The organism is Streptomyces rubellus (assembly GCF_036323805.1).
Lineage (GTDB): Bacteria > Actinomycetota > Actinomycetes > Streptomycetales > Streptomycetaceae > Streptomyces.
Map to the genome: position 1 here is coordinate 41,895 of NZ_JAZDCX010000017.1, position 16,604 is coordinate 58,498.

Annotated in this window: 15 protein-coding genes and 4 tRNA genes; 9 read left to right on the forward strand and 10 right to left on the reverse strand. The window is 75.4% G+C overall.

The annotated features are described in order from the left end of the window. The first annotated feature begins 98 nt into the window (after positions 1 to 98). A complete protein-coding gene (locus V1L54_RS19990) occupies positions 99 to 434 on the forward strand; it encodes a hypothetical protein (protein WP_330119438.1) in 336 nt (111 codons plus the stop codon). Beyond that, a complete protein-coding gene (locus tag V1L54_RS19995; RefSeq protein ID WP_330119439.1) occupies positions 427 to 1,851 on the forward strand; it encodes an Nramp family divalent metal transporter in 1,425 nt (474 codons plus the stop codon). Before V1L54_RS19990 ends, V1L54_RS19995 begins: the two co-directional genes overlap by 8 nt. A gap of 44 nt (positions 1,852 to 1,895) precedes the next feature. On the opposite strand, the gene V1L54_RS20000 is transcribed toward V1L54_RS19995, so the two are convergent. Both V1L54_RS20000 and V1L54_RS20005 read right to left on the reverse strand, forming a co-directional pair. Then, on the reverse strand, positions 1,896 to 2,432 hold the full coding sequence (locus V1L54_RS20000; protein ID WP_330119440.1) for a GyrI-like domain-containing protein: 537 nt from the start codon (positions 2,430 to 2,432) through the stop codon (positions 1,896 to 1,898). A 99-nt stretch (positions 2,433 to 2,531) separates the two neighbouring features. Then, positions 2,532 to 2,795 carry a hypothetical protein gene (locus tag V1L54_RS20005; protein ID WP_330119441.1) on the reverse strand — a complete coding sequence of 88 codons (264 nt, stop codon included), beginning with the start codon at positions 2,793 to 2,795 and terminating at the stop codon, positions 2,532 to 2,534. A 271-nt stretch (positions 2,796 to 3,066) separates the two neighbouring features. On the opposite strand from V1L54_RS20005, the gene V1L54_RS20010 reads away from it, so the two are divergent. Both V1L54_RS20010 and V1L54_RS20015 read left to right on the forward strand, forming a co-directional pair. Continuing rightward, on the forward strand, positions 3,067 to 3,609 hold the full coding sequence (locus V1L54_RS20010; RefSeq protein ID WP_330119442.1) for a hypothetical protein: 543 nt from the start codon (positions 3,067 to 3,069) through the stop codon (positions 3,607 to 3,609). Positions 3,610 to 3,703: 94 nt separating this feature from the next. Beyond that, positions 3,704 to 4,762 carry a fatty acid desaturase family protein gene (locus V1L54_RS20015; protein ID WP_330119443.1) on the forward strand — a complete coding sequence of 353 codons (1,059 nt, stop codon included), beginning with the start codon at positions 3,704 to 3,706 and terminating at the stop codon, positions 4,760 to 4,762. Here V1L54_RS20015 and V1L54_RS20020 read toward each other — a convergent pair. Beyond that, on the reverse strand, positions 4,743 to 6,524 hold the full coding sequence (locus V1L54_RS20020) for a SpoIIE family protein phosphatase (protein WP_330119444.1): 1,782 nt from the start codon (positions 6,522 to 6,524) through the stop codon (positions 4,743 to 4,745). The genes V1L54_RS20015 and V1L54_RS20020 overlap by 20 nt on opposite strands. A gap of 201 nt (positions 6,525 to 6,725) precedes the next feature. On the opposite strand from V1L54_RS20020, the gene V1L54_RS20025 reads away from it, so the two are divergent. Beyond that, positions 6,726 to 9,209, forward strand: a complete 2,484-nt coding sequence (locus V1L54_RS20025; RefSeq protein WP_330119445.1) for a SpoIIE family protein phosphatase — start codon at positions 6,726 to 6,728, stop codon at positions 9,207 to 9,209. A gap of 106 nt (positions 9,210 to 9,315) precedes the next feature. Here the strand turns inward: V1L54_RS20025 and V1L54_RS20030 are convergent, their stop codons facing one another. The 7 genes from V1L54_RS20030 to V1L54_RS20060 all read right to left on the reverse strand — a co-directional run bounded on the left by V1L54_RS20030 (position 9,316) and on the right by V1L54_RS20060 (position 14,369). Continuing rightward, complete coding sequence (locus V1L54_RS20030; RefSeq protein WP_330119446.1) at positions 9,316 to 9,657, reverse strand: hypothetical protein; 342 nt, start codon at positions 9,655 to 9,657, stop codon at positions 9,316 to 9,318. Between the two features lie 103 nt (positions 9,658 to 9,760). Next, positions 9,761 to 9,833, reverse strand: a tRNA-Lys gene (locus V1L54_RS20035). Positions 9,834 to 10,049: 216 nt separating this feature from the next. Beyond that, positions 10,050 to 12,050 carry a DEAD/DEAH box helicase gene (locus V1L54_RS20040; protein ID WP_330119447.1) on the reverse strand — a complete coding sequence of 667 codons (2,001 nt, stop codon included), beginning with the start codon at positions 12,048 to 12,050 and terminating at the stop codon, positions 10,050 to 10,052. 232 nt (positions 12,051 to 12,282) lie between these two features. Continuing rightward, positions 12,283 to 13,047 (reverse strand): hypothetical protein, encoded by a 765-nt coding sequence (locus V1L54_RS20045; RefSeq protein WP_330119448.1) that lies wholly within the window; start codon positions 13,045 to 13,047, stop codon positions 12,283 to 12,285. 55 nt (positions 13,048 to 13,102) lie between these two features. Continuing rightward, a complete protein-coding gene (gene crcB / locus V1L54_RS20050; protein ID WP_330119449.1) occupies positions 13,103 to 13,501 on the reverse strand; it encodes a fluoride efflux transporter CrcB in 399 nt (132 codons plus the stop codon). Then, positions 13,498 to 14,010, reverse strand: coding sequence for a fluoride efflux transporter FluC (locus V1L54_RS20055; RefSeq protein WP_443076712.1), 513 nt, complete (start codon positions 14,008 to 14,010; stop codon positions 13,498 to 13,500). Before V1L54_RS20055 ends, crcB begins: the two co-directional genes overlap by 4 nt. After that, a complete protein-coding gene (locus V1L54_RS20060) occupies positions 14,007 to 14,369 on the reverse strand; it encodes a metallopeptidase family protein (protein WP_330119450.1) in 363 nt (120 codons plus the stop codon). Before V1L54_RS20060 ends, V1L54_RS20055 begins: the two co-directional genes overlap by 4 nt. Positions 14,370 to 14,484: 115 nt before the next feature. Here V1L54_RS20060 and V1L54_RS20065 point away from each other — a divergent pair, with 115 nt between their 5' ends. The 4 genes from V1L54_RS20065 to V1L54_RS20080 all read left to right on the forward strand — a co-directional run bounded on the left by V1L54_RS20065 (position 14,485) and on the right by V1L54_RS20080 (position 16,549). After that, positions 14,485 to 16,170 (forward strand): metallophosphoesterase family protein, encoded by a 1,686-nt coding sequence (locus tag V1L54_RS20065; protein ID WP_330119451.1) that lies wholly within the window; start codon positions 14,485 to 14,487, stop codon positions 16,168 to 16,170. A 116-nt stretch (positions 16,171 to 16,286) separates the two neighbouring features. Continuing rightward, positions 16,287 to 16,359: transfer RNA gene (locus tag V1L54_RS20070), tRNA-Glu, on the forward strand. Between the two features lie 38 nt (positions 16,360 to 16,397). Beyond that, positions 16,398 to 16,472, forward strand: a tRNA-Asp gene (locus tag V1L54_RS20075). Positions 16,473 to 16,475: 3 nt separating this feature from the next. Next, a tRNA-Phe gene (locus V1L54_RS20080) sits at positions 16,476 to 16,549 on the forward strand. Positions 16,550 to 16,604: the final 55 nt, after the last annotated feature.

Sequence of the window (16,604 nt, forward strand, 5' to 3'; positions counted from 1 at the left end):
CGGTACGGGCCCGCTCCGCGCGGGGCGGGCCCGCCCTCGTCCCACCCCCGCGGACCGCGGGTCCGCGGGCCGCCCGCGAGGAGAGAGCGAGACAGATCATGGGCACACGCGACTCCGCGGTACGCGATCCCGCGGACCGGACGGCCCCGGCGACGGCCGTCCGGCACACCCCGGGTCCGGTCACCGCGACGCTCCTGGCGCTGTACGCCGCGGCCGCGGCCGTCGGCGCCGGCGCCGGGGGGACGGCCGAACGCCTGCTGGCACCGGTCCTGCTCGCCGCCGTCGTCCTGCGGCTGCTCGCCCTGCGGCCGCCCGCCCCGCGGCGGTGGCCCGGGACACGGCCGCGGGGCGGGACACGGCGGAGGACCGCCCCGCCGCCCGCCGCCCGGGGCGGCACCGCCGGGAGCGGGAACGGGGGCGGCACCGATGCTTGACCCGCGCCAGCCCCGCGACCGCCTCCGGGGCGCCCCTCCCACCGCCGCGCCGCTGCTCGACCCGCCGGACACCCCTGACCCCGGCCCGGCACCGGCCCCGGCTGCGGCGGACACCGCGCCCCCCGCCGGACCACCCACCGCACGGCCTCTCCCGGGCGGCCCCGGCCCCGGCTCGGTCACCGGCACCGGGGCCGGTGCCGGTGACCGGTCGCCCCGCCCCGGCGCGCGGGCCGTGGTCGCGATGCTCGGCCCGGCGTTCGTGGTGTCGGTCGCCTACGTCGACCCGGGGAACTTCGCCACCAACATGTCCGCGGGCGCCCTGTACGGCCCCCTGCTGCTGTGGGTGATCGCCCTGGCGAACGTGGTGGCGATCTTCGTCCAGTACCTGGCCTGCAAGGTCGGCGTCGCCACCGGCCGCGACCTGCCGGAACTGTGCCGCGAGCACACCCCCCGGCCGGTGTGCCGGGGCCTGTGGGTCCAGGCCGAACTGGTCGCCATGGCGACCGACCTGGCCGAGTTCGTCGGCGGCGCGGTGGCCCTGTACCTGCTGTTCGGCATCCCCCTGGTGCCCGCCGCGTTCATCGTCGGGGCCGCCTCACTGGTGCTGCTGGCCCTCGCCCCCGAGGGCAGGCGGCGCTTCGAGCTGGTGATCGGCGGCTTCCTCCTGGTGATCCTCGCCGGCTTCCTCTACCAGAGCCTGCGGGCGGGATCGTGGAGCGGAGCGCTGACCGGACTGCGCCCCCGGTTCGCCGACACCCAGAGCATCCTGCTGACCACCGGCATGGTCGGCGCCACGGTGATGCCGCACGTGATCTACCTGCACTCCTCCCTCAGCCGCGGGTACGGCCGCGCGACGCCGGAGCGCAAGCGGACGGTGCTGCGGGCCAACCGCACCGCCATCCTGATCGCCCTGGGCACCGCCGGCCTGGTCAACGCGACCATGCTCACCGTCGCCGCCGCGGCCTTCCACGGCGGGTCCGGCACCTACGAGACCCTGGAGCAGTTCCACCACGGCCTGGGCACCACCCTCGGCACCGGCGCGGCGCTGGCGTTCGCCCTGGCCCTGCTGGCCTCGGGGCTGGCCTCCGCGGGGGTGGGCACCTTCGCGGGGCAGATCATCATGCGCGGCTTCCTGCGCCGCCGCGTCCCGCTGACGCTGCGGCGCCTGATCACCATGGGACCGCCCCTGGCCGTGCTCGCCCTGGGCGTCGATCCCACCCAGGCCCTGGTCCTCAGCCAGGTGGTGCTGTCCTTCGGCATCCCCTTCGCCCTGATCCCGCTGGTGGTCTTCACCGCGCGGCGGAGCATCATGGGCGCCCTGGTGAACCGGCCCGTCACCACCGCCCTGGGCACGGTCGTGGCCCTGGCGATCACCGGGCTGAACCTCTTCCTGGTCCAGGACGTGCTGCTGGGCTGAACCATCCGTCCCGGCCCCTCCGGGCCGGGCCGGGCCGACGGCCGTCAGCGGGCCAGCCGGAAGGCCAGCTCCACCTCCCACCGGCTCATGTCGGGCTCCACCCGCGGATCGGTCAGGTAGCTCTCCAGCCGGCATCCCCACCGCTGCCCCGCGGCCGTCTCCGCCATGTCCCACTCCAGGCCCCGCCTGGCGGCCCAGTCCAGCAGTCCGGCGGTCGCCCCGGTCAGCTCGCCGGGGTGGCCGCGGTGGGTGAGGACGGCGTACCGCCCGGCGGGCAGCGTCCCGTTGAACAGCTCGGCGCCGATGCCGTCACCGCCGCCGACCGGTTGGGGGGCGGCCACCGGCACCCCCGCCTCGACCTCCAGCTCCCCCGCCATGCCGATCACGCGGTACCGGAAGAACGGCGGTCCCTCGGGTGCGGCGCCCCGCTCCGCCAGCCATCCGATGATCTCCGGCAACCGGTCGCCGGCCACGGCGAACGTGTCCATGGTGACGGTGCGCCGCACCCCCACGTACGGCCGCCCGGCCCGCTCCTCGACGGCCGGCCCGGCCGGCTTCCGTGTAGTCCTGCCTGTCGTCATGCCCGGGCGGACCGGCCGACGGCGCGAAACTCATCGGCGCGCGCCGGGCGTCGGGGGCCGGCCGTCACACGGGAGAGCGCACCCGCCCCGGGGCCCGGGTCAGAGCTCGTCCGCCTGGGTGCGGTCGTCCCCGGAGGACTGGCTCGCCGCCAGCCAGGAGCGCGCCGGTCCCGCGGGCCGGGCGGTGTCCACGGTGAGGTGGAGCCGGGTCCCGGCCTCGCCCTCGGCGGGGTAACTGCGCTGCTCGGTGGCGGCGAAGCAGCGCCGGAGGGCCTCCGCCACCCGGCGGGCCACCTCGGGCGACCTCGCGACGACACGGACCTCGGCACGTTCGTCCGAGGGCACCGGTTCCGCTGATTCCATGCTGGTCTCACTTCTCGGGGCGGGGCGAGGTGCCGGTGGGCGCGGTTGTGGTCGCCCCGGGGAGGGCACCCGCACGGCGGGCGTACGGCACCGGACGTACGGCGGGTGCACGAGGCGATTCCGCCCCCCGACCCTACTCCGGCCGCGCCCCGCCGCACGGACACACTCACCTGCGGAAGGGCTCCGGACCGCTCCCCGCCTTTGACAACCGCACCGGAATAGAGGACAAATGGAAAGCAAGGGCCTCCGACCCATGCCATGAAGGATTGACATGCGCGATCTCCTCGATCGGCTGCGCACCATCGAAACCCGCCAGCGGGAGCTCCGCGAGGAGCACGCGACGGTGATCCGCACGATCGTGGCGAGAGCGGGCGGGGTCAGCCAGGCCGCCGCCCTCCTGGGCCTGGACCCCAAGACCGTACGGGCCCGCGAACGCGCCGCCGGGGTGGCCATGATCGTCTACCGCGGCCCCCACACGGCGAGGACCACCCCGGACGGGCGGCTCCACGGCGAGACCGGGCAGGACGAGGACAGCCCGGCCCAGCGGGACGCGGACCGCATGTGGTTCGCCGTCGCCCGGGACCGGCGCCCGCTCCTGCGGGCCGTCGTCTACGTCGTCGACGGCCGGGTCACCCGGATCCGCGAGGTCGGGGACGGCCCGTGGCAGGAGAACCCCGAGGGCCGGGTCGCCCTGCCGCTCGGCGCGCCGCTCACCCCCGCCGACCTGGCCGAACGCCTCCCCACCATGCCCCTGGCCGTCGGCGACCCCCGGCCGATGGTGCGAGGCAGGATCCGCGAGTACATCGCGCTGTGAGGGCGGGCCGCACCCCCGCGGCTCCCCGCCGTCCCGGCCCCGGCACCGGGCCCACCCGGAAGCGCCACCGACAGCCCAGAAACGGAAGCACCGCATGACCACACACACGACATCCCGCCCCCCGTCACCGCCCCCGCGCCCGTCCGGCAGCGACTTCGCCCGGCTGTCGAGGAAGATCTCCGAGGCCGGGCTCATGGACCGCCGCCCCGGCTACTACGCGGTCCGGATCACGGTGGTGGCCCTGCTCTACGCCGGCGGCTGGGCCGCCTTCGCCCTCGTCGGCCGGAGCTGGTGGACGCTGGCCGTCGCCGCCTTCCTGGCCCTGATGTTCGGCCAGGTCGCCCTGGTCGCGCACGATGTCGCCCACCGCCAGGTGTTCCGGCTGCGCGGGCCCAGCGAGACGGCCGGACGGGTGGCCGGGGCCTGCATCGGGATGGGCTACGGGTGGTGGCAGGACAAGCACACCCGGCACCACGCCAATCCCAACCACGAGGAGCTCGACCCCGACGTCAGCCCGGATCTTCTGGTCTGGTCCCAGAAGCAGGCCCGCGCCGCCCGGGGACTGCCCCGGCTGATGGGCCGCGCCCAGGCCTTCCTGTTCTTCCCGCTGCTCACCCTGGAGGGCTTCAACCTCCATGTGGCCAGCGCGAGGGCGCTGGCCAACCGCTCCCTCAAGCACCGCGCGCTGGAGGGCGCGCTGCTGTTCGGGCACTTCGCGGTCTATCTCACCGCGCTGTTCTGGGTGCTGCCGCCCGGTATGGCGATCGCCTTCCTCGTCGTCCACCAGTGCCTGTTCGGCGTCTACCTGGGCGCCATCTTCGCCCCCAACCACAAGGGCATGCCCACCCTGACCGGCGACGACCGCCCGGACTTCCTGCGCCGCCAGGTGCTCACCTCGCGCAACGTGCGCGGCGGCCGGTTCACCGACGTCATGCTGGGCGGGCTGAACTACCAGATCGAGCACCACCTGTTCCCCAGCATGCCCAGCCCCAACCTGCGCAGGGCCCAGCCCCTCGTCCGCCGCCACTGCGCGGAACTGGGCGTGAGCTATCTGGAGACCGGGCTGCTCGCCTCCTACCGGCAGGCGCTGGCCAGTCTCCACCGGGCCGGGGCCCCGCTCCGCGCCGCCCGCCTCACCGGGCAGAACGGCTGACCCCGGCACCCGCGCCCGCCCCGCCACCGGAACCGCCGGACGCCGGGACGCGCAGCGCGAGCAGGGCGATGTCGTCGGTGCTGCCGGAGGCCATCCGGCCGATGATCCGGTCGCAGAACTCGTCCAGGGGCCGGCCGGCGAGCGCGGCGGCGTGGCGGCGGAGCCGGCCCAGCCCGGTGTCCAGATCGCTGCCGGGCACCTCGATCAGGCCGTCGGTGTAGAGCAGCAGGGTGGAGCCGGGCGGCAGGGGCACGGTGGCGTCCGTACGGCCGCCACCGCCGAGGCGGGAGCCGAGGAGGAGGTTCTGCCCCTGCTCGAGGTACTCGACATGCCCGTCGGCGGTGACCAGGAGGGGCGGGGGGTGGCCCGCGCTCGTCCACCGCAGCTGCCAGGGGCCGCCCTCGGGGCCCTCGACCCGGGCCAGCACGAGAGTGGCCATGGGGACGTTGGTGATGGCGGGGATGGCGTCGTCGAGCCGGTCGACGATCGCGCCGGGCGGGCCGGTGTGGTCCCAGGCCAGGGAGCGGAGCATGCCGTGCAGCTGGGCCATGCCCGCGGCGGCGGTCAGATCGTGGCCGACGACGTCCCCGATGACCAGCGCGGTGGCGCCGTCGCGCAGGAGGAAGGCGTCGTACCAGTCGCCGCCGACCTGGGAGCCGACGGGGGCCGGCTGGTAGCGGGCGGTCAGCCGCAGCGGACCGGGCTGGGGCGGGGTGATGAGCAGGTTGTGCTGCATGGCCGCGGCGATCTCGCGCTGCCGGCCGAAGAGCCGGGCGTTGTTGACGGCCAGGCCGACGCGGCGGCCGATGTCGCCGACCAGCGCCAGATCGGCGGCGTCGAACGGCCGGGCGGGATCGGTGCGGACCAGGGTGAGGGCACCGATGATCTGCCGGGCGGTGCCCAGCGGTGCGGTGATGGCGGAGGTGGCGCCCACGGACCGGAGGAATCCGCTCTGGACGGCGGCCAGGGGCGAGTCGGGCGGGGCGGTGAGCTCCCCGGCCCCCAGGAGGACGGGTTCACCGCCGTGCAGGACGCGCACCAGCGGGGAGCGGGAGTGCGCGGCCGCCGCCGGGAGAGGTTCCCGCCACACCTCCCGGCCGGTGTCCCGGCCCTCGGGACCGGTCACCGCGACCCTGCGGACCTCGTCCTCGGCGGCGTTCCCGACCCGCAGGTCGACGGCTGCCCAGTCGGCCAGCCGGGGCACCAGAAGACGCCCCAGCCGGCCGAGGGCCTCCTCGGTGTCCAGGGTCTGGGCCAGCGCCGAGGTGATCTCCGCGACCAGGGCCATCCGGTCGGTGAAGTCCTCCAGGGCGATCATGTGCGTGGACCGGTCCCCGTACGGCCGCCGGCCGGCGGTGGCGCCGGTGAGCAGCACGGTCATGCCCAGCAGACGGCCGTCCCGGACCACGGGGACGCCGGACCAGTCGACCGGGACCAGATGTCCGTCGCCGCGCAGCAGGCTGCCCCGCTCACCGTGCGCCGGGGTGCGCCGGGCAAGGGCCGTGAGCAGCGGGCACCGCTCGCGCGGGGGCGCCGAGCCGTCGGCGCGGCGGTGCAGCAGCTCGTGGAAGTCCTCCCCGGTCAGCTCCGCGGCGGTACGGCCCAGCAGCTCCTCGGCGGCGGGATTGACCGCCGCGATCAGCCCGGCGGTGTCCACCACGGCCAGACCGGCACCCAGATGGTCGGACACCTCCCGCCAGAACCCCGGCTCCGCCGCCCACCGCCGGGCCCCGCTTCCGCCACCGGCCACGTTGTCGGCCACACCATCTCCTCAGGTCGGTAGATGTTCTCACCGCTCGCCGTCCGCCGGCCGCGCTCCTCCCCTCCTCCCGGATGTCCCCGGGGGTCCTCGTACCCCCGCGCACCGGTCCGTGACACGGTCCCACCGGCATGCGCGCCGGACCCGGCCGGGGTTGAATGGCCGGGTAGGTCGCACTTCGTACCCCCGGGGTGAGACAGCCGAGTGAACCCGACCGCGTACCCCCACGGCACCGGCGGCCGGCCGCCGGACGGCGCCGCCGTGTTCGTGCTGGACGCTTCCGGGACCGTGCTGGAGTGCACGACCGCGGCGCAGACGCTGACCGGCCGCTCCGGCGACGAGCTCCGCGGCCGCCCCTTCGCGGACCTCACCGCCGACCCCGGAGCCTGGCCCGGACCGCCCGGCGGCACACCCGCTGGACCGTGGACGGTCCACGTCACCCTGTCACGCCGGGACGGCCCGCCGGCCGGGGCGGACGCCGATGCGGACGCCGAGGTGGACGTCGAGGTGCTGCCGCTGCCCGCCGCGGGCGAGGCCCGCTTCCTGCTCTGCGCCGTCCCCTCCGAGGCCGGGCGCCGCTGGTCGGAGGACCAGGCGCTGCTCCGCACGCTGTTCGCCCAGAGCCGCATCGGGCTGGCGATCCACGACACCGGGATGCGCACCATCCGGGCGAACCTCGGGCCGGAGCACTTCGGCGCCCCCCGGACGGCGGGCTCCTGGGCGCACGCGCCCGGCAGGCACCTGCGCGCGATCCTGGTGCCGGAGGACGCCGCGGCCGTCGAGGAACGGTGGCGGCGGGTGATGGAGACCGGTGAGGCGGTCATCGACTGGGAGCACTCCGCACGGCGGCTGTACGCCCCGGGGCGGGAACGGATGCTGTCCTCCTCGGCCTTCCGGCTGGAGGACTCCCACGGCCGCACCGTCGGAGTCGTGGCGATCTTCACCGACATCACCGAGCAGACCACCGCCCGGCGGCGGCTGGCCCTCCTGCACGCCGCCGCCTCCCGGCTGGGCCGGATCCTGGACGTCACCCGCAACGCCGAGGAACTGACCGGGGTCCTCGTACCCGCCTTCGCGGACCTGGCGTGCGTGGACCTGTCCGACGCGGTGTCCCAGGGCCGCGAGTCCGCCGCGTTCCTCCCCGGAACGGTGCTGCGCCGGGTGGCGGTGGCGGCGTCGGACGGCGTCTGGCCCGCCGACACGTACCGCCTCGGTGACACCGTCCGCGCCCGGGAGGCGGAGAGCGACGCCCTCCGCGAGGGGGGAACCGTCCTGGTGAGCGACATGGCCGCCTGGCGCGAGCAGTTGCGGATCGACCCCGAGCGGCTGCGGCTGCTGTTCCCCGGCCGGGCGACCTCGGCACTGTTCGTCCCGCTGTGGGCCCGGGGCCATGTACTGGGCGTCCTGGGGCTGTGGCGCACCGGCGACCGCCCGCCCTTCGCCGAGGGCGACGTGCCGCTGGTCGAGGAGATCGCCTCCCGGGCCGCGCTGAGCCTGGAGAACGCCCGGCGCTACACCGCCGAGCTGCGCACCGTCGAGAGCCTCCAGCGCAGCCTGCTGCCCCCGGAGGACGCGGACCTCGGCGCGGCCCGGACCGCGGGCAGCTACGTCCCGGCCGGCACCGCGGCGGGACTGGGGGGCTGCTGGTACGACGTGATCCCGCTGTCCTCCGCGCGGGTCGCCTTCGTCATCGGCGACGTGGCCGGACACGGGCTGGCCGCCACCGCCACCATGGGCCGGCTGCGCACCGCCGTGCAGACCCTGGCCGACCTGGACCTCTCCCCCGAGGAACTCCTCACCCATCTGGACGACCTCGCCATCCGCCTCTCCGCCGCCGAACCGCGGGACACCGCGGACGGCGTCGTCGGCACGACCTGCCTGTACTGCGTCTACGACCCGGTCACCGGGCGGTGCGCCATGGCCAGCGCCGGACACCCGGCACCGGTGCTGGCCGGCCCCGGGGGAGACATGCGCCCGGTGGAGCTCAGCCCGGGCCCCGCCCTGGGCGTTGGCGGCATGCCCTTCGAACCCGTCGAACTGCGTCTCGCCCCGGGCAGCGTGCTGGCCTTCTGCACCAGAGACCTGGCCGCGCTCCACGAGGACACCGCCGGCGCCGCCGCCGGGGGCGGCGGGCCGTCACGGCCGCCGCACGAGAGCGTCGCCGCCGCCGTGGCGGCCGGCCGCCCGCCCGCCGAGATCGGGCGGGCCGTACTGGACCACGTGCTGACCGAGCCCCCGGCCGACGACGTGGCCCTCCTCGTCGCCGAGGTCCGGGCCCTGCCCGAGGACGCCACCGCCGCCTGGCGGTTCACCGCCGACCCCACCGTCGTCGCCCGGGCCCGCCAACTGGCCACCGACCGGCTCACCGACTGGGGACTGGAGGACCTGACCTTCACCACCGAACTCATCGTCAGCGAACTGGTCACCAACGCCGTCCGCTACGCCGGCCCGCCCGTCGAACTGCGCCTGATCCGCGACAGGACACTGATCTGCGAGGTCTCCGACCCCAGCCAGACCCAGCCCCACCTGCGCCGCGCCCGCCTCACCGACGAGGGCGGCCGCGGCCTGTTCCTCGTCGCCCAGCTCGCCCACCGCTGGGGCAGCCGCTACACCGCCTCCGGCAAGACCATCTGGACCGAACAGCCCCTGGACGCGCCCCCCGGAACGCCGTCACCGGACCTGTTCTGAGCCCGCCCCCGGCCCGTCCCGGGCGGCCTTGCACCGCAGTTCCGCCGGCCGGCCCGCCGCACACCAGGGCGCCCCCGCGATCACACATGGAAGTGGCCGCACGGATTCAGGGACACCGGCGCCCCGCCTTCGCCGAGCGGCGGTCGTACTCCTTCGTGTCCCACCACTCCTCCAGCAGAGTGCGGACCAGGGACACGAGCATCCGGAGACGTTCGGGACCGGCCGCGGACGAAGTGAACACGTCCGCGAAGGACTTGTCCCTCCAGGGAAGGGTGAACTCCCAGCGCTCCTCCTGACATCCCTGGCGCCGCACGGTGAGCCGGTACGTCAACGTCACACTGCGGTCGGAACGGTGCTCCACCGAGAGACCCGTGACATCGAACCCCACCCTGCCGTCACCAGTGGTGTACGAACGGGCCAGGGCCCGCTCGGCCGCTGTCCGACCCACCGCGCACCACCCCGCACTCCCCCTCGTCCGGCCGGAGAACACACCCATGCCGGGGCGGACGGAAGCGCCCCGGCCGGTGGGGACCGGGCGGGGCGCCGAGCGGTAGGCCGTGTGGGACTCGAACCCACAACCAATGGATTAAAAGTCCACTGCTCTGCCAATTGAGCTAACGGCCCGCCCCCGAAGCATAGCCCGCGCACCGGCCGTGTTCCGAAGGCATTGCGCGTGCCGCGACAGGTGGTGAACCTCTTCGGCGGGAGCCTCGTTGAACCCGGGCCGGAACGCGGGCGGAACCCGGACGGGGCCCGGCCGGAAACGGCGGAGGGCCCGGCCCGGAGCGGTGCTCCGGGCCGGGCCCTCCGGGTGCGTCGCGGGCCGGGTGCCGTACGGCGTCAGCCGTTGCGCTTCCAGCGCGGCTTGTCGGCGCGGCGGTCGAACGACGGGCGGCGGTCCCGGTCGAACGGGCGGTCACCGCCCCGGTGGTCGTCCCGGCGGTGGTCCTCGGGACGGCTGTACGGACGGCGCTCGCCGCCCCGGTCGCTGCGGTCCCGGTTGAAGGGACGGTCGCCGCCCCGGTGACCGAACTCACGGCGCTCGCCGCGGTGCTCGCCACCCCGGAAGCCGCCCCGGTCGCCGCGGTCGTCCCGCCGGTCGTACGAGCGGTCGCCCCGGTCGTTGCGGTCCCGGTTGAAGGGACGGTCGCCACCGCGGTGACCGAACTCACGGCGCTCGCCGCCGCGGTCGCCGCGGTCCCGGCCGAAGGAGCGCCGGTCCCCGCCCCGGTCGCCACCCCGGTCGTCGCGGTCCCGGCCGTACGGGCGGCGGTCGCCGCCGCGGTCGCCGCGGTCCCGGTTGAAGGAGCGCCGGTCGCCGCCCCGGTCGTCCCGCCGGTCGTACGAGCGCTCCTCGCGCGCCCGCCGCGCGGCGGCCTCGGCCGCCGCCTCGGCGGCGATCACCTCGGCGGTGGCCTCCGCGGCCGCGGCCTCGGTCGCCTCGGCGACCGCCGCCACCGCCGCCTCGGGGTCCTCGCCCCGCTCGCGGGCGGCGCGCGCCGAGAGCTTGTCGGCCTCCTCGCGGAGTTCGGCCGCCCGGCGCCGCACGTTCTCCAGCTGCCGGGTGACCTCGGCCACCTCGCGCTCGGCCTGCTTGGCGGCGTTCAGCGCCGACTCGGCCTGGACCTCGGTCAGCGACCGGGCGCCGGTGATCTCCACCACATCGTCGTCGAAGGCGTCGCCGCGGCCGATGACATGGCGCGAGGCGTCCACGCCCGCGTCCTCCATCAGCCGGAAGATCTGGCGGCGCTGGTGCGGCAGGGCCAGCGAGACGACCGTGCCGGAGCGGCCCGCGCGGGCGGTGCGGCCGGAGCGGTGCAGGTAGTCCTTGTGGTCGCCGGCCGGGTCCACGTTCAGCACCAGGTCGATGTCGTCGACGTGGATGCCGCGCGCGGCGACGTCGGTGGCGACCAGCACGTTGACGCGGCCGTCCTTGAAGTCGGCCAGCGTGCGGGTGCGCAGGCCCTGGGTCATGCCGCCGTGCAGCGCGTCGGCGCGCACACCCGCCTCGCGGAGCTGCTCGGCGACCCGGTCGGCGCCCATCTGGGTGCGGACGAAGACGATCGTGCGGCCCTTGCGGGCGGCGATCGCGGCGGTGACCGGCGCCTTGTCGCGCGGCTTCACGATCAGCACGTGGTGGCTCATGGTGGTCACCGCGCCCTGGGCGGCGTCCACCTCGTGGTGGACCGGCTCGACCAGGTAGCGGCGGACCAGGGTGTCGATCTCGTTCTCCAGCGTCGCGGAGAACAGCATCCGCTGGCCGCCCTTGGGCAGCTGGTCGAGCAGTTCGGTGACCTCGGGCAGGAAGCCCAGGTCGGCCATCTGGTCGGCCTCGTCCAGGACGGCGATCTCCACCTCGTCCAGCGAGCAGGAGCCGCGGTTGATCAGGTCGCGCAGCCGGCCGGGGGTGGCGACGAGGATGTCCACGCCGCGCTCCAGCGCGGTGATCTGGTTCATCATCGAGGTGCCGCCGCAGACGACCTTGAACTTCAGGCCGAGGACGTCGCCGTAGGGCTGGAGCGCGTCGCTGACCTGCATGGCCAGTTCGCGGGTGGGGGTGAGGATGATGCCGCGGGGGCGCTTGCGCTCGGTGCGGCCGCCGGCCAGCCGGGCCAGCAGGGGCAGGCCGAAGCTCAGCGTCTTGCCGGAGCCGGTGCGCCCGCGGCCGAGGATGTCCTTGCCGTTCAGGGCATCCGGGATGGTCGCGACCTGGATGGGGAACGGGACGGTGACGCCGTTGTGCGCCAGCTTGCGCACGATCTCCCCGGGCAGGCCGAGGTCGGCGAACGTGGTCGTCGGCTCGTCCTCGGGCAGGACGATCTCATGGGTGGTCAAAGACATGCGAAGACAAAACCTTCCGGAGTCATGGCACGCGCCCACAACTCCGTGTTCTCGCATACGACCGCCTCGGTGCGGTCAGCCACGGCTCGGGTAAGGGACGCGCCACACGGCGCGCTGGAAACGGCGCCGGGCAAATGGGATCAAACGATCTGCCACCATACGACCCTGTGTCCCGGAGCGCAAATCCCTTTCCGGGGGCCGAGGGTCGGCGGTGGAGACCGCTGCGGTCAGTCTACCGTCCCCCGTTTCGGAGCCGTTCGCCGGAGTCGGTCCGGGGCTCCTCGGGACGGTGGGCGAGGTGGTGTTCGAGGCGGTCGGAGTCAGCGGATTCGTGAGCGTACACGGAGTGAACGCGGTGCGCGCCGTCGTTCATTCCCGCCCCCGCGAGGGAGTTGTCCGGCCCGTCGCCCGGGCCGTCCCCGGACGAGGAGGCCGAGGAGGGGGCGGCGGGCGGGGTGGTCGGCGCCGGGGAGGACGGGACCGGAGTGCGCGAGGACGCCGAGGACGGCGAGGACGGCGAGGACGCCGAGGACGGGGCGGGGCGGCTGCCGCCCGCCGTGGGCGTACGCCCGGGGCGCGGGGCGTCCGCGGGGCGGGAGGTCCGGCCGGACGGCCGCCGGGTGGCGTCGCGGTCCCCGGCGTCCCTGTCGTCCCGGCCCGCGCCGTCGCCCTCCCCGGCGTTCCCGGCTTCCCCGTCGTCCTGGCCGCTCCTCCCGCCGTCCCGGCCCCTGTCGTCCTTCCGCGCCGGCCCGCGCCGCCCGCCGCCGTGGCCGTCCCCGGCGCGCGGCACCGCCGCGCCCTCCGGGCGCGGGTCGGCGGCGTCGCGGGACACCTGGTGCCCGGCGGGCCGCCGCCCGCCGCCGTCCCCCTCCTCCGGGGAGCCGATCGTCATGCAGCCGCCGAGCGCGGCGAGCAGCAGGACACCCGCGCCCGTACGGACGCCCGCACGGGCCGGGGCACACGGGGACGTACGGGTGGCGGACGGGATCAGGCGCACGGGCGGCACCTCCGGGACACGGCGGGGAACGGACGGGCGCCCTGCCCAACTCCCGTCAGCCCGCCAGGTAACGCACCAGCGCCAGCCCCGCCCAGAGCGAGCCCAGCGCGACCGCCGGGGTGAGCACGGCGTTCGCCAGCGCCGCCCGCGCCCGGCCGCGTTCGGCCAGCCGCAGCGTCTCGTAGGAGAAGGCGGAGTACGTCGTCAGCGCGCCGCACAGCCCGGTGCCGAGCAGCGCCACCGCGCCCGGCCCGGCCGCTCCCGCCCAGGCCGCGCCGGTCACCGTGCCGAGCAGCGCGCTGCCCGCGGCGTTGACGGTGAGGGTGCCCCACGGGAAGACCGACTCGTGCCGCGCCCGCACCGCGCGGTCCACGAGGTACCGCAGACACGCCCCGGCCGCCCCGCCCAGCGCCACCGACGCCCAGGTGAGCCAGCCGCCCCCGCCCGCCGTCACCCCGCCGCCACCCCGCCGGCACCGTGGCCCCGCACCACCGCCCGGGTCGCGGCGGCGCCCGCCCAGACCGCGCCGAGCGCGGCGGCGAGCGTGCCGCCCAGATACGCCGCCGCGGTGCCCGCCGCACCCCGCTCCAGCAGCGTGACGGTGTCCAGCGCGTACGCCGAGTAGGTGGTGAAGCCGCCCAGCACCCCCGTGCCCAGGAAGGGCCGCGCCAGCGGGTGGCCCCGGCCGTACTCGGCCACCAGCACCATCAGCACGCCCAGCAGCGCGCAGCCGGCCGTGTTGGCGGCGAGGGTCGCCCAGGGCGGGCCGCCGGGCGGGGCGGGCCAGGCCGAGGTCAGGGCGTGCCGGGCGGTGGCGCCGAGCGCCCCGCCCGCCGCGACGGCGGCGAGGACGGCCGGGGTCCGCCGGGCGCGGAGGCCGCCGGCGGTCCCGGCCCGGTGGGCGGGCACGCGCGGACCGGCGTCCGGGCCGACGGGCCCGTCCGGCGCCGGACGGCCGCTCACCCGTACCCCAGGGCGTGCAGCCGCTCGTCGTCGATGCCGAAGTGGTGGGCGATCTCGTGCACGACCGTGATCTCCACCTCCTCGACGACCAGCTCGCGGTCGCCGCCGTCGCGCTCGCACATCCGCAGGGTGGGACCGCGGTAGATCGTGATCCGGTCCGGCAGGACCCCGGCGTACCACTCGCCGCGCTCGGTCAGGGGCGTGCCCTCGTACAGCCCGAGCAGCTCGGGGTCCTCGGCGGGCGGTTCGTCCTCCACGAACACCGCCACGTTGTCCATGAGCCGCGTCAGCTCCGGGGGGATCCGGTCGAGCGCCTCGGCGACCAGTTCCTCGAACTCCTCGCGCGTCATCTCCAGCACGCGCCCATTGTCCGCCACCGCCTCCCGGCGCCGCGGGGCCCGGGTCCGCCCGGTGCGTCCCCGGCCGCTCCCGCGCCGCCGCATAGTCGATCTCCGGACGGGCATAGGCTTCGGCATGAGCCGTGAACCGCGTCGGCCGCTGAGAGCCACCGCCCGCAGGGCCGCAGCCGTTCCGCGCGCTCTTCTCCGGCGCCGCCGGACGCACCGCCGGGCAGGCCCGCCGCTCCCCCTCGACCACGCCTCCCGCCCCTCCCGCCCCTGGGCCCGGGCGTTCGGGCTGGTCGTCGTCACACTGCTGGGCGCCTGGCTCGGGCTGCTGGTGGTGGGCAGCGTGCAGGCGCCCGTGGGGCCGGTGAACACCCGGATGGCGCTGGAGCCCTCGGCCACCGGCGGCACCCGGATCGACGTACCGCCGCTCGGCTCGCTCGACCTGGACACCCACCACGCCCCGCTCAGCCTCGACGTCGACGTCGACCAGCTCGACCCCGTGCGCGCCCAGGCGCTGGTGGACCACCCGGAGCGGATCAGCGGGCTGGAGGAGCGGATAGCCCAGGACGTCCAGTCCGGCACCCGCGAACTGGCGGTGAAGTCCTGTGCCGCGGTGCTCGCCGGCGCCACGGCACTGGGCCTGGCCGTCTACCGCCGCCCGCGGCGGGCCCTGGCGGCGGGCGGGCTCTCCCTGGCGCTGCTGGCGGCCTCCGGGGTGGCGGCGTACTCGACCTGGAACCCGAAGTCGGTGCTGGAGCCGAAGTTCTCCGGACTGCTGGCCAGCGCGCCCAGCGTGGTGGGCAACGCGCGCAGCATCGTCACCGAGTTCGACGTCTACCAGCAGGAGCTGGCCCGGCTGGTGACCAACGTCACCAAGCTGTACGACGCCGTCTCCACCCTGCCCTCGTACCAGTCCGACCCGAACACGATCCGGGTGCTGCACGTCTCCGACATCCACCTCAATCCGGCCGCCTGGAGCATCATCGCCTCCCTGGTCGAGCAGTACGAGATCGACGTGATCATCGACACCGGCGACACCATGGACCACGGCACCGCCGCCGAGAACGGCTTCCTCGATCCGATCGAGGACCTGGGGGCGCCGTTCGTGTGGGTGCGCGGCAACCACGACTCGCGCTCCACCCAGGCCTACCTGGAGGACCTGGAGAACGCGTACGTCCTGGACGGCGGCGCCTCGGTGACGTTCGACGGCCTGCGGATCGCGGGCATCGGCGACCCGCAGTTCACCCCGGACCGCTCGACGAAGCCCGGCGGCAAACCGGCCGAGACCAGGGCCGGACGGAAGCTGGCCGAGGCCATCCGGGCGAGTGAGGAGCGGGGCGAGCCGGTGCACATCGCGGCCGCGCACAACCCGGACGCGGCCGAGCAGACGGACGGCGACGTGCCCCTGGTGCTGGCCGGGCACCTGCACGTCCGCAAGACGCGGATCCTGGAGGAGGGCACCCGGCTGATGCTCCAGGGCTCCACGGGCGGCGGCGGGCTGCGGGCCGTGGAGGGCGACGAGCCGGAGAAGGTGATGGCCTCGGTGCTCTACCTGGACCAGGAGAGCAAGCGGCTCCAGGCCTGGGACGAGATCACCCTCGGCGGGCTGGGCCTGACGACGGCCGAGGTCAGCCGCCATCTGCCGGACGACGAGGAACGGGGCGGCCCGTCCCCCTCCCCCACGTCCTCCCCCACGTCCTCCCCCACCTCCACGCCCACGTCCACGCCCTCTCCCGGCGCCTCGCCGCCGCTCTCCCCCTCCCCCTCTCCCCCGACGCCCTCCGCCCCCGCGACGCCCTCGCCCACGGGATAGCGGCCCGCCACGGACGTCCCCGGACACCCCCGGGCAACTGTTTTGGCGAACCGTCCCCGCATCCCATATGCTTCTCACGTCCCCGACGCGCTGAGAAGCGCCCAGGTGGGCCATCAGCCCTCATCGTCTAGTGGCCCAGGACGCCGCCCTTTCAAGGCGGTAGCACGGGTTCGAATCCCGTTGGGGGCACGCAACAATCTGTGCGAGACTGGTGCTCGCACATGCTTGGTCCTGTGGAGCAGTTTGGAGTGCTCGCCACCCTGTCAAGGTGGAGGCCGCGGGTTCAAATCCCGTCAGGACCGCGCGGCTGGGTAGCTCAGTTGGTACGAGCGTCCGCCTGAAAAGCGGAAGGTCGCCGGTTCGACCCCGGCCCCAGCCACCGCAGCCCACCAGGGCAGAAACCCCCGTCGAAATCATCGGCGGGGGTTTCGCGT

Excerpts from the sequence above, each read along its gene's own strand:
- V1L54_RS19990 (WP_330119438.1), top strand. The coding sequence starts at position 99 with ATGGGCACACGCGACTCCGCGGTACGCGATCCCGCGGACCGGACGGCC.
- V1L54_RS19995 (WP_330119439.1), top strand. The coding sequence starts at position 427 with ATGCTTGACCCGCGCCAGCCCCGCGACCGCCTCCGGGGCGCCCCTCCC.
- V1L54_RS20000 (WP_330119440.1), bottom strand. The coding sequence starts at position 2,432 with ATGACGACAGGCAGGACTACACGGAAGCCGGCCGGGCCGGCCGTCGAG.
- V1L54_RS20005 (WP_330119441.1), bottom strand. The coding sequence starts at position 2,795 with ATGGAATCAGCGGAACCGGTGCCCTCGGACGAACGTGCCGAGGTCCGT.
- V1L54_RS20010 (WP_330119442.1), top strand. The coding sequence starts at position 3,067 with ATGCGCGATCTCCTCGATCGGCTGCGCACCATCGAAACCCGCCAGCGG.
- V1L54_RS20015 (WP_330119443.1), top strand. The coding sequence starts at position 3,704 with ATGACCACACACACGACATCCCGCCCCCCGTCACCGCCCCCGCGCCCG.
- V1L54_RS20040 (WP_330119447.1), bottom strand. The coding sequence starts at position 12,050 with ATGTCTTTGACCACCCATGAGATCGTCCTGCCCGAGGACGAGCCGACG.
- V1L54_RS20065 (WP_330119451.1), top strand. The coding sequence starts at position 14,485 with ATGAGCCGTGAACCGCGTCGGCCGCTGAGAGCCACCGCCCGCAGGGCC.